Raw genomic sequence first — 12,058 nt, 5'->3', positions numbered from 1 at the left:
GGACCTGACGGCGCTGAAAGAACGCGTGGAAAAGGCGGGTTCAAGTTCAAAAGGGCGACCGAAAAAAAACGGCCGGAAAAAGAAAATCGCTTTCGGTTGGTATGGCGGGAAATTCAGCCACCTTGGTTGGCTCCTGCCCAATCTCCCGAAAACACGCCAATACTGCGAGCCTTTCGCCGGATCAGCAGCCGTGCTTCTAAACCGCGAGCCGTCTGCGGTTGAAACCTACAACGATCTGGATGGAGAAGTAGCAAATTTCTTCCGTATGTTACGCGACGATAGTGACCGGATTATTCATGCGATTGCGATGACTCCATTCTCGCGTGAAGAATTCGCGATCGCTTGCGAAAGACCTACGGAAGATATCTCGAATCTGGAACGGGCCCGTCGATTCTTCATTCGTGCGAGGCAAGTAAGAACAGGACTGGCACAGACGGCCTCGCTTGGACGATGGGCAAACTGCAAGAATACAAGTCGTGCCGGAATGAGCGGCGTCGTCTCGCGATGGCTCGGGAGTATCGAACAACTTCCTGAAATCGCAACACGTTTGATGCGGGTTCAGATCGAAAATCGCCCGGCACTGGAAGTGATCGATCTCTACGACGATATCGAGACCCTCATCTATTGCGATCCGCCGTACGTCCATTCGACACGGGGAGATTCGAAGGCATACGGCCACGAGTTGACCGACGATGACCATGTCAAGCTGGCGGAGCGATTGCGGAACGCACAGGGATGGGTCGCCGTGTCTGGATATCGATCGGAACTTTACGACGACCTCTATGCCGACTGGCGGCGGATTGATGCGCCTGAAAAGGCCTGTCACTCGGCAAAGCAGTCGCGGAGCGAGGCATTGTGGGTCAACTACAAAGCAAGCTAGCAGATGTCCGAAGACGCAGATCCGTCCGAAATTTTCACGCGTCATTGGCAGCGTACCCTCGAAGGGAATTCCGATGACGTAGACACCCTCCCGGTCGATATTAAAGACGCCATCGATCGGAGCATTAATTCGCGGACGAAGTCGTACCGCTATGTCTTGCCAACTCAGCTTCTCGCTAAATTAGCTTTTCCCAATATTGATTGCCGTTGGGTTCAGAAGGGAACGACACCCGAAACCGGATTCGATGCACGATCATTTTGTTCGCGAAATATCGTTCCCTTCGATAGAGATCACGAAAGCGTGTTAGGCGGCAGCGGTGATCCATATGTCAACAATCCGCTTCGAATTCCGGTGATTTCGGTCGAGACCGCCACCAATCAGAAAAACCGGAGCGGATTTAACGACCTGATCTCGGTGCTTGGATTCGTGGAAGAAAATCCCGGATCAGCATCGGCTGTCTTCGACCGTGTGCTACAAGCAATCCACAAGCGTCTCGCTACGACTTCAATCTTATACCCCGTACCGGATCGAATATCTGTCGGAGCTTGCCAAACTGCGATATCGGAATTCATCTCGGTTAAGACTGGCGGGCGTCGCCTTCAAATTGTCTCAACCGCCCTCTTCGATACCTATCGTGATCACTTCGGTTTCTGCGCCGAGGTCAAAACGGGAAAAGTAAATCAAGCTGACGCTGCGAAGGGTAATTCGGGCGATATCGAGTGCCTTGACGAGCGTGGAGAGGTCAAACTTGCGATCGAGGTCAAAGACCGCATGCTGACACTCATCGACGTTCAGTCATCTGTCGAAACAGCGCGGCGCCGCAAAGTCACGGAGCTCCTTTTTCTCGCGCGAGGTGAAATTCTCGATGAGGATGTCGAATCGGTCGAGACGATCATCTCACGACAGTTTACGGCGGGTCATAACGTGTATCGCCTGGAATTCGACTCGTTCCTGAATCACTCCCTCATCCTGTTTGGTGAAAGCGGCCGGTCTTCATTTGTGACCGCTGTCGGCAACCGCCTCGACGAACTCGGTGAGCTTGCCGATCGACAGGCTTGGTCAAGCATTTTGCTCAACGTGTGAGTCTGTGTGCTCACCACAGAATTCCCCTTATCTCGGGCGAGTCGCTATTTAAGGGTTCCTCACGTCTGTTCGCATCACCCGGCGTAAGTCGTGTATTCGCAATGTCTTGTTATTTGAACGTGTAGCGTCACCAGATGATCCGCAGAGAAAATATCTCCTTGCGCCTCTGCTCACAGCGGGCCGTATCACGATCGAAAATGCTCGGAAATGGCGGCTCACCTTTGGGATCGTTCTTCCTGATCCCACAGCCATAGCTTGCCCTCGCCTATCGAAATCGGTTTCAATCGCGCACTTTTCAGAGCTGTCTGCCAGAGCACTCAACCGTGACGTTCTGCCGATAAGTGATCTTCGCCCACACCTCCCAAAAGCCCCAACTCAATGATCCTCACGCTTGGATCGTTTCTGTTCTTCACCACGCTCGTTGCCGTGTTGACGTGGTGGATCACGCGGCGGGATGACCATTCGACGACCGGGGGATACTTCCTGGCGGGGCGGTCGCTGACGTTTCCGCTGATCGCCGGGTCGCTGTTGCTGACGAACCTGTCGACCGAACAGATGGTGGGGCTGAACGGGGCCGCGTACACCGACGGCCTGTGTGTGATGGTGTGGGAGGTCGTGTGCGTCGTCGCCCTGGTCTTCATGGCCTGGTTCTTCCTGCCGAGGTTCTTAAAAAGCGGCGTGGCGACGGTGCCGGAGTATCTCGAGATTCGTTACGACCATCAGACGCAGGTCATTACCAATTTGATCTTTCTGGTCGCCTACGTCGTCATCTTGCTGCCGATCATTCTGTATTCCGGGGCGAAGGGGATGATGGGGATGCTCGACATCCCAGGCATGCTCGGCTCGCTCCCCGAGCAGACCGGGATTGAACGCGAGACGCTGTCCCTCTGGCTGATCGTGTGGGTGGTCGGATTAATCGGTTCGGTCTACGCGTTGTTCGGCGGCCTACGGACCGTCGCGATTTCTGACACGATTAATGGCGTAGGGTTGTTCGTCGGCGGATTCTTAATCTCCGGCTTCGCCCTGTCACAACTCGGGGGCGACGAAGGCATCGCCGGCGGCGTGCAGATTCTTACTGAACAACACGCCAAGCGAATAAACTCAGTCGGCTCAAACGAAACGTCGGTCCCGTTCGGCACGATTTTCTCAGGCATCTTCCTCATCAATTTGTTTTATTGGACGACCAATCAGCAGATCATCCAGAGAACCTTCGGCGCCAAGAGCCTAGCCGAGGGACAAAAGGGGGTCCTGTTGACGGGAGCGTTAAAACTGCTCGGTCCGCTTTATCTGGTGCTGCCCGGAATCATCGCATTTGCGTTGTTTGAAGGCCAAGACGTCAAAGGGGACGATGCGTACGGTTTGCTCGTCCGAAAAGTTCTCCCCGCTCCACTGACCGGTTTCTTCGCCGCGGCGCTGATCGGGGCGATCTTATCCAGCTTTAACTCCGCCCTAAACAGCACCTGCACCTTGTTCAGCCTCGGCGTTTACAAGAGCGTTCTTCACAAAGGGGCGAGCGAAAAACAGGTCGTTCGTTCCGGAATGATCTTCGGATGGATCGTTGCGATCGCCGCGATGACCGTCGCCCCGCTGCTCGCCGGGCAAGACAGCCTGTTCGGCTATCTGCAGAAGATGAATGCGATGTACTTCATCCCCATTTTCGCAGTCGTGCTCGTCGGCATGTTGACACGTCGGGTGCCTGCGCTGGCGGCGAAAGTGGCGTTGGTCGCCGGCTTTGCGATTATCGCGATCGGATATTTCGTACCTCCGTTCAATTGGATTGCGGATTCCATCGGTGGTTATCACTTCGTCGGCATCGTATTCGGCTGGTTGGTCGTGTTAATGTTAATCATTGGCGAATTAAATCCACGCGACGAGGAGTTCGTCCAGCAGGATGTCGGAGCCGTCGATTTGACGCCTTGGCGTCACGCCCGACTGTCAGGCCTTCTGCTCATCCTGGCCGTTGGAACGATCTATGCCCTGTTTGCCGACTTTTCAATCCTGATGCCGACCGCCCTGTAATTCGGAGCTTGTCCTCATGCCGCGCGCCTTTGCTCTATTTTTCTTAATGACGGCCTTCTTCGTGCCGAATGCCGTGTCCGCCTCAGCGGGCGAAGGCGACTTCAGCAGCACCGTCGACGACTTCGACGACGTGAAGCTCTATACGCTTTCGAATGACAACGGCATTTCGGTTAAGGTCACGAACTACGGCGCGATTATTACGTCAATCATCACCCCCGATCGCGATGGAGACCTCGCCGACATCGCACTCGGATACAATAGCTTGAAGGGCTACCTTAACGCACCGAGCAAGCCATACTTCGGAGCCATCGTCGGTCGCTATGGCAATCGAATTGCGGGTGGGCGATTTATACTCAATGGCGAAACCTTCAAGCTCGCGAAGAACACCGGCCTTAACCACATTCACGGAGGTAATACCGGCTTTGATAAAGTTATTTGGGATGTCGAGAGTGGCCCGACCTCCGGAAAAGACTTCGTTGAACTTCGCCTCTCCTATCAATCGCGTGACGGGGAAGAGGGTTACCCCGGCAACTTGGATGTGTCAGTTTGCTACAATTTGGACAGTGAGAATCGACTCACGGTCGAATACAGGGCCACGACCGACGCCGCCACGCCGGTCAATCTGACGCAGCACACTTACTTTAATCTGAAGGGCGAGGGTGACGAAGACGTGCTTGGTCACGAAATAAAAATTAATGCCGATCGATTTACGCCGGTCGACGACGCCCTGATTCCGACCGGCGAAATCCTCCCGATAGCCAATACCCCTCTCGACTTTCGCGAGGCGAAGCCGATCGGCCGTGATATTCAAAAGAGCCATCCACAGATGAAGATCGGCGGCGGGTACGACCACAATTTCGTCCTCAATCGCAACGAGGGCGATGACGCACTCCTAATGGCCGCCGAAGTTCGAGAGCCGACGACCGGGCGGACGCTCTCTGTCTTCACAACGGAACCGGGAATGCAATTCTATACCGGCAACTTTCTCAATGGTTCACTCATCGGAAAGTCGGGCCGCCCCTATGTGAAGCGCGGGGGGTTCTGCCTTGAGACCCAACACTTCCCCGACAGCCCCAACCAGCCGAACTTTCCTTCGACGATTCTGCAACCCGGGGACGAATACCAATCCGAAACGGTCTTTCAATTCGGCGTCGATACAAAGTGATCGATTGATTTTTGCCATGCACACAGTTCACCCGTTGGCAAGTACAAATTGGCCGGAAAATTTTTCTCGGCCGCAATCGACTTAAATTTTCCCGCACACGGTCGCGCGGCAACGTAAGCTTCTTGATGGGACCGATTCCGTTTCAGGAGCGGTGACATGAGAAGCAAACAAAGATCGGCAACCGTCGCGCTCGGCGCGGGCGGCGCACGAGGGGTCGCCCACCTCGGGGCAATTGAAGAACTCCAGCGGGGCGGCTTCACGATCGAGCGATACGTCGGCGTCAGTATCGGCAGCCTCGCTGGCGCATTGGCGGCGCTCGGAAAGGACATCGAAGAGGTCCAGGACCAAGCGGTCGCGTACCTGTCGTCGCCCGAGTTCCAGCGACATCAGGCAAGATTCGCCACGACGTCGGCTTCGAGCGAAGAGCGCATCGAGGAGAGCGCCTTTCTGTCGTGGTACAACCGCCTGAGCGACTACTGGAATGCGAATCGATTGCTGACGCGACTGTTCCGACGACCGGGGATTCTCTCCGGCCTCATCATGGAGGAGGTCGTCGACCAGTTGCTGCCAGACATCGATATTTCGGAGACGGCTACTCCGCTTTCGATCGTGGCGGCCGACCTGCGAAGTGGTCGCCGGGTCGTGCTCGACCGCGGACCGCTCCGCGCAGCGGTGCGGGGCTCGGCGGCGATTCCCGGAATCTTTCCGCCGGTCGAGTTCGAAGGGATGCTGCTCTCCGACATCGGGGGCCTCGATTCGCTGGCGGTGAGCGTCGCTCGGACGTTCAAACCCAGCTTCATCGTAGCGGTCGACGTAGGGACCGAGATGCTTCCGGTCTCAGACATGTCGACGTCGATGGGGGTCCTCCGCCGGATGGACCAGATCGGCGAAGCCCTGTTCAGAGAGCAGTGCGATTGCGACGCCGATTTGATTGTTCGGCCCAAGGTCGGGCATATCGACTGGTTCGCCTTCGACCGGGCCGAAGCACTGATCGAAGCAGGGCGAGCGGCAACCGTTGCCGCCCTCGACAATCGCCACAAACGCAATCTGTGGAACAACTTACTTTATTCCCGAGGCCCGGTTCGGGACCAATCGCGAGCAGCGGTAGACCCGGCCGAAAGCCGCTAATCGACAAAATGCTCCGGCCGGGACGGTTCTTCGTCAATATGACCGCCTCCGCGACGAATAACGCATTGACGATCGCTGATGTGACTCTAAGAATGTGGCTGTGATCAAGGCCCGATCCCCGGGCAATCGAGCGTAATCCCTTCACGCAAATTCAACGCAGAAGACTGAACTGATGACATTTCGGGACGGAACGACGGCAGATAGCGCGGAGTGGTTCCGCGCACGCGGCATTCCCAGAATGCAGGTGCAACGATGGTCTCTGTTGGAAATGGCCGGTCGCCCGGCAGACGGGGTGCTCTCGCTTCGTCTGTAAATTACCTGGGGTCGGCAGTCCGCCGGATGTGGCTCCCCCCGGACGTTACGCGTCCGTGGCTGAAGAGCTACCCGGACGAGATTTCGGCTCGACTAGATTATCCCGAAGCGCCGCTCTATCGGCTGCTCGAGGACGCAGCCGCTCTCTACCCAGATCGCATTGCCTGCCATTATTACGAGCAGGCCGTCAGCTATGAGCAAATGCTCGCTGAGGCACGCAGCCTCGCCAAAGCGCTGGTCGACGGCGGCGTCGAACCCGGTGACCGCGTTGCCGTTTTGCTCCCGAATCTCCCGGAGACGGTCGCATCGCTGTTCGGAATCTGGATGGCCGGTGCGGTCGCGGTTTCTGTCAGTCCATTAATGGTCGCCGAAGAAGTTAATGGAATCCTCCGGGCAACCGACGCGAAAGTCGCTATCACCGTTGACGTTCTTTCGCCGTTAATTTGCGGCGACGATCACGTGCCCGAGTTGGTCATCATGACCACATTGGCCGACCGGCTGTCGCAACTCGAGCGATTCGGTTACGCGTGGGTTCGGTTTCAGAAAATCGGCTTCAGCAAACCGTGCGTTCGCACGCGGGTGCTGAAATATCAGGATGTCGTCGGCGAAGACGCCGATGAATTTGAGCCGCGGGTCCCGGCGTGCGATGACCCCGCATTTATCCTTCCGACTGGCGGGACGACGGGGCACCCCAAGCTCGTCACGCTGTCCCACCGCAATCTGTCCGCACAAGCGAATCAGCTGTCGCACTGGTCGTTTGCCCGACCGGGCGAAGAGACGATCCTCGCCGTTCTGCCGTTCTTTCACAGTTACGGCTTGTCGACTTCGTTATTAATGGGAACGAAACTCGGCGCGACTTTGGTGACGCATCACCGGGTTAAGCCGACCGTCGTCGCGGAATTAATCGAAAAGCATCAACCGACGATTCTGCTGGCCGTGCCGGCTCTGCTGAACGCGCTCAATACGAAAGTGCTTCGCAGCAAAAAACGCGATTTCCAGTCGATCGTCCGAGTGATCAGCGGAGGCGCCCCGCTACCGAAGCAGGTGGCCGAGGAATTCAACGACCACGCCGGGGCAATAATCGTCGAGGGCTACGGCCTGTCGGAAGCCAGCCCGGTCACGCACGCGGGACCACTCGACGGCACGGCCGTACCCGGCACGATCGGCCTTCCGCTGCCCGACACCGATGCGAGAATTGTCGATGCCGAAACCGGCAAGCGCAACTTGCCCGTCGGGGAAGTCGGCGAATTAATCGTCCGCGGCCCTCAGGTAATGCTGGGCTACTGGAATGACGAAGCGGCAACACAAGCCGTAATTAAGAACGGCTGGCTTTATACTGGCGACCTAGCCGTTTGCGACGACCGGGGATTCTTTAAGATCGTCGACCGCAAGAAAGACTTGATTATTACTTCGGGATTTAACGTCTACCCGGCCGATGTTGAAGAAGCCTTGCGTGAGTATCCGGGCGTTCGCGACGCAGCCGTCGTCGGCATCCCGGACGACGAGCGGGGAGAACTCGTGAAAGCGATTCTCTCGATCGAAAAGGGATCGACCTTCGACCGAACCGATTTCGATGCCTTCACGCATCGGAAATTGTCCGCTCACAAACGGCCTCGCGTCGTGGAGACGACCACCGACGATCTGCCGCGTAACTTTCTCGGCAAGGTTCTCCGCCGCGAATTAAGGACGGCAGCAGACGCCGGGACGGCGGCCTTGAGTCCCGCTGAGCGATCGGAACTGCCCGAAGCACTCGAGGAGGCCTCAAAATGAATGGTACTCTAGAAAATGATCCGCTTCCACCGATCGCGGTCGTCGCGGGAGTCCGAACTCCGTTTGCCAAAGCTTTTACCAAGCTCGCCGACCGGTCTGCCGTCGAGCTCGGCCGCGTGGCCGTCGAAGAAGCGATTAAGGCTGCCGACCTCACTCCCGACCGGATCGACGAAGTCGTGATGGGAAACGTTTCGGGTCCGCCCGATGCGGCCAACATCGCTCGCGTCGTCGCGCTGAAAGCCGGCCTCCCGATCGATCGGCCGGCCCACACGGTCAACCGCAACTGTGCCTCGGGGATGGAGTCAATCTTTGGTGGATGGCAAATCTTAAGGGAACGTCGCGCCGATCTCGTTGTCGCCGGCGGAACGGAGTCGATGTCGAACGTTCCGTTCTTATGGGACACGCGGATGCGGGACTGGATGCTCGGCCTGAGAAAGGCCAAAGGGCTTCGCCGACTGGCACACCTCGCCCAGTTAAGGCCGGGCTTCTTTAAACCGATTCCCGGGCTCGAACTGGGCCTGACCGATCCCGTTTGCGGATTAAACATGGGCCAGACGGCCGAGATCGTCGCCAAAGAGTTTGACATCAGCCGCAAGGAGCAGGATGAGTTCGCGCTCGCCAGTCACCAGCGAGCGATCGCGGCCTGGGATCGCTGCTTTCTCGGTGGCGAAACCGTGCCGGTTCCGCTCGGACCGGACAAACAGCTCGAGAAGGACTTCGGCCCGCGCAACAACCAAACAATGGAAGCGTTGGCGAAATTAAAACCACTATTTGATCGGCAGAACGGCACCGTCACCGCCGGAAATAGTTGTCCCATCACCGACGGGGCTGCGGCGTTAGTGCTTGCCAGACCTCAAAACGCCTCTGACCTTGACGTCGCGCCGCTCGGTTATATCCGCGGTTATGCGGTTGCCGGTTGCGATCCGCGTCGGATGGGTCTCGGACCGGTTTTTGCCATCGACAAATTGCTCCGGCAAACCGGCATGTCGCTGAGCGACTTCGATTTGTTCGAAATCAATGAAGCGTTTTCAGCGCAGGTGCTGGGATGTTTAAGAGCTTTCGACTCGGATGATTTCGCCCAGCGCGAACTGCAGCGAGACCGCAAGATCGGAGAATTAAATCCGGACCTGCTGAATGTCAACGGCGGCGCGATCGCGCTCGGACATCCCGTTGGCACAAGCGGCACACGAATCGTGCTCACCCTTTTAAGATCGCTGAAGGAGCGAGGACTCCGACGGGGGATCGCCTCCCTATGTGTCGGAGGTGGGCAGGGAGCGGCCGTCTGGCTGGACACAACGCTCGACGACTAAATCGACACAACAAATCGGGCCCTCAACCGCAACTAAGTTAAATAAGATCAAAAACAGCTACGTTAAGAATCGGAGTCGTCATGGCCACCTCTTTCGCGAATGGCGAATACGGACGCATGTTCGAGAACCTGCATCTCAAGTGGGACGAGCGGGGTGCGCTGTTCGTCTCGATTGACGTGCTCGACCGCCCAATGAATGTCTTTGATGCGGGGCTGCTCGGGGAACTCGATCGTCTTATCGACGACCTTCAGGACGCCCCCGGCATCGGCGCGGTCGTCTTCCGCAGCGGTAAAGAATCCGGCTTTCTCGCCGGAGCGGACGTTAAACAAATTGCACAAATTCGGACGGCCCAAGAAGCCGACCAGGTCATCGTCGCCGGTCAGGATCTCTTCAATAAAATCGCCTCACTGCCGATTCCGACAATCGCGGTGATCCACGGCCCCTGTTTGGGCGGGGGTCTGGAGTTCGCGCTGGCTTGCGATTACCGCATCGCCGAAGACACCCCTTCCACCCGACTCGGATTGCCGGAAACACAACTCGGAATCATTCCGGCCTGGGGCGGCACTCAACGCTTACCAAAGCAGGTCGGCGCTCTACAGGCGGTGACAATGATCCTGCAGGGCCGCAAGCTTTCCGCACCGGATTCCTTAAAGTGTCGGTTGGTTGATCGAATTGCTCCGCCGGCCGAATTCGAGCACACCCTCGATGAGTTGCTAGACTTGCTTCTCAATGGCGAGACACCGCGAAATCCGCGCGGCTCGCTGGTCGAATGGTTACGCGACGAGACATCATTCGGACGGGGCTTAATCTTCCGCTCTGCGCGAAAGCGGATCGAGAAGAATGCAAAGCACTATCCCGCCTTGCCGGCCGCGTTGCGGGCAATTGAAACCGGATACGAGAGCGGTATTCAAGACGGCCTTCGCGTCGAACGCGACGAGTTCTCGCATCTCATTTTTTCGGACACATGCAAAAATCTTGTCGGATTATTTCTTCAGCGAGAACAGGCCAGAAAGCGGGCCACCTGGGTTTCCAACGTTCAAACACCTTCTCAAAAGGTCGAGAAGATTGCCGTCCTTGGTGCAGGGACGATGGGGGCGGGAATCGCGCAAGCTGCTGCATTTAGTGGCTTCGATGTCGTCTTAAAAGACATTAATGACGAACTCGTCGCGGGCGGACGGGCGCGCATCGAAAAGCTGATGAGGTCAGCCGCGAAGAAAGGAGTCCTCTCGGCACCGGCTGCGGAGGAGCGTTTGGCCCGTATTCAATATACGACGTCAATTGATGACCTGACCGACGCGGACCTCGTCATCGAAGCCATCGTCGAGAAACTGAATGTGAAGCAAGACGTTTTTTCGGAACTCGACAAACAGTTGTCACCGCGGGCCGTGCTCGCTTCGAATACGTCGGCACTTTCGATCGAGCAGATTGGGTCCGCGACGAAGCACCCCGAACGGGTAGCCGGGCTGCACTTCTTTAACCCCGTCTACAAAATGCCGCTCGTCGAAGTGGTGCGCAGCCCCGCAACGGGAGACGCGGCGATTCGCGTACTAGTCGACGTCGTGCGGCAGTTAGGTAAGGTGCCGCTTGTCGTTGGGGAAGGGCCCGGATTTCTCGTCAACCGGGTGTTATTCCCGTACATGGACGAAGCCGTGCGCATGGTGAGCGAAGGGGCGGAGGTCACCGCGATCGATCGCGCCGCCAAGAAATTCGGCATGCCGATGGGGCCACTCGAATTACTCGATGTCGTCGGCCTCGACGTCGCTCGTCACGTTGCCGATACGATCGGTTCGCTCTCACCGGAACCGAGTCCGACCCCCGAGTTCTTACAACGCCTGATCGATCAAGGACACTTGGGGAAGAAGTCGGGGCGGGGCTTTTATTTATGGAAAGACGGAAAGCGACAGCAACCGGTCGAACTTGACCGTCCTTCCGGAAAGGCCCGACTTCCCGAGCCGGTGACGCTCAAGAAGGAGACGATCGACGGGTATCAGCAACGCCTCACGTTTGCATTAATTAATGAAGCCTCCGACTGCCTGGAGTCCGGCATCGTCAGTGCGGCCTGGATGGTCGACCTCGGAATGGTCCTCGGGACCGGCTTCGCGCCGTTTCGGGGCGGGCCTTTAAGACTTGCCGACACGTGGGGAATCGACGCGACGGCGAAGACGTTGGAAGACTTGGAAACCGTGTGTGGTGAACGATTCCGACCGAGCTCGCTTCTACTCCAACTTCGGGAGAGTGAAGACAGCTTCTATGATTACAATTCTAAGAAATCGGATTCCTCAGTCGCAGCAAGCGAAGGCCTTAAAGAGACGCAGCATATTTAAGAAGGATAACTTCAGCGACCTCTCCGGCTGATCCGGGAAGGTCATTCACAAGTCTCTGACGGAGAGT

8 protein-coding genes are annotated in these 12,058 nt (G+C 57.1%); all 8 read left to right on the top strand.

Translation table 11 applies throughout. From position 1 onward, the window contains the following. Positions 1-25: 25 nt before the first annotated feature. The 8 genes from Pan189_RS00700 to Pan189_RS00665 all read left to right on the top strand — a co-directional run bounded on the left by Pan189_RS00700 (position 26) and on the right by Pan189_RS00665 (position 11,991). Entirely contained in the window at positions 26-880 is an 855-nt protein-coding gene (locus Pan189_RS00700; protein ID WP_375154919.1) for a DNA adenine methylase, read from the top strand. A 3-nt stretch (positions 881-883) separates the two neighbouring features. After that, a complete protein-coding gene (locus tag Pan189_RS00695) occupies positions 884-1,963 on the top strand; it encodes a restriction endonuclease, SacI family (protein ID WP_145362055.1) in 1,080 nt (359 codons plus the stop codon). A 378-nt stretch (positions 1,964-2,341) separates the two neighbouring features. After that, positions 2,342-3,982, top strand: a complete 1,641-nt coding sequence (locus Pan189_RS00690) for a solute:sodium symporter family transporter (RefSeq protein ID WP_145362054.1) — start codon at positions 2,342-2,344, stop codon at positions 3,980-3,982. A gap of 16 nt (positions 3,983-3,998) precedes the next feature. After that, the gene (locus Pan189_RS00685; RefSeq protein WP_310820894.1) at positions 3,999-5,147 is read left to right on the top strand and encodes an aldose epimerase family protein; all 1,149 of its coding nucleotides are present in this window, start codon (positions 3,999-4,001) and stop codon (positions 5,145-5,147) included. Between the two features lie 156 nt (positions 5,148-5,303). Further along, positions 5,304-6,275 carry a patatin-like phospholipase family protein gene (locus Pan189_RS00680; RefSeq protein WP_145362053.1) on the top strand — a complete coding sequence of 324 codons (972 nt, stop codon included), beginning with the start codon at positions 5,304-5,306 and terminating at the stop codon, positions 6,273-6,275. Positions 6,276-6,614: 339 nt separating this feature from the next. Next, positions 6,615-8,357, top strand: coding sequence for an AMP-binding protein (locus Pan189_RS00675; RefSeq protein WP_310820893.1), 1,743 nt, complete (start codon positions 6,615-6,617; stop codon positions 8,355-8,357). Next, positions 8,354-9,667, top strand: a complete 1,314-nt coding sequence (locus Pan189_RS00670) for a thiolase family protein (protein ID WP_145362051.1) — start codon at positions 8,354-8,356, stop codon at positions 9,665-9,667. The genes Pan189_RS00675 and Pan189_RS00670 overlap by 4 nt, the downstream gene beginning before the upstream one ends. A gap of 80 nt (positions 9,668-9,747) precedes the next feature. Next, positions 9,748-11,991 (top strand): 3-hydroxyacyl-CoA dehydrogenase NAD-binding domain-containing protein, encoded by a 2,244-nt coding sequence (locus Pan189_RS00665; RefSeq protein ID WP_145362050.1) that lies wholly within the window; start codon positions 9,748-9,750, stop codon positions 11,989-11,991. Positions 11,992-12,058: the final 67 nt, after the last annotated feature.

This window comes from Stratiformator vulcanicus (assembly GCF_007744515.1).
GTDB classification, from domain to species: domain Bacteria; phylum Planctomycetota; class Planctomycetia; order Planctomycetales; family Planctomycetaceae; genus Stratiformator; species Stratiformator vulcanicus.
Note: the sequence above shows the minus strand (reverse complement) of the source record. Positions and strands in the feature narration are given on the sequence as shown.

Bases quoted from the DNA above. Each gene is read 5' to 3' on its own strand.
- Pan189_RS00690 (WP_145362054.1), top strand. From the start codon at position 2,342: ATGATCCTCACGCTTGGATCGTTTCTGTTCTTCACCACGCTCGTTGCC.
- Pan189_RS00695 (WP_145362055.1), top strand. From the start codon at position 884: ATGTCCGAAGACGCAGATCCGTCCGAAATTTTCACGCGTCATTGGCAG.
- Pan189_RS00685 (WP_310820894.1), top strand. From the start codon at position 3,999: ATGCCGCGCGCCTTTGCTCTATTTTTCTTAATGACGGCCTTCTTCGTG.
- Pan189_RS00675 (WP_310820893.1), top strand. From the start codon at position 6,615: ATGTGGCTCCCCCCGGACGTTACGCGTCCGTGGCTGAAGAGCTACCCG.
- Pan189_RS00665 (WP_145362050.1), top strand. From the start codon at position 9,748: ATGGCCACCTCTTTCGCGAATGGCGAATACGGACGCATGTTCGAGAAC.
- Pan189_RS00670 (WP_145362051.1), top strand. From the start codon at position 8,354: ATGAATGGTACTCTAGAAAATGATCCGCTTCCACCGATCGCGGTCGTC.
- Pan189_RS00680 (WP_145362053.1), top strand. From the start codon at position 5,304: ATGAGAAGCAAACAAAGATCGGCAACCGTCGCGCTCGGCGCGGGCGGC.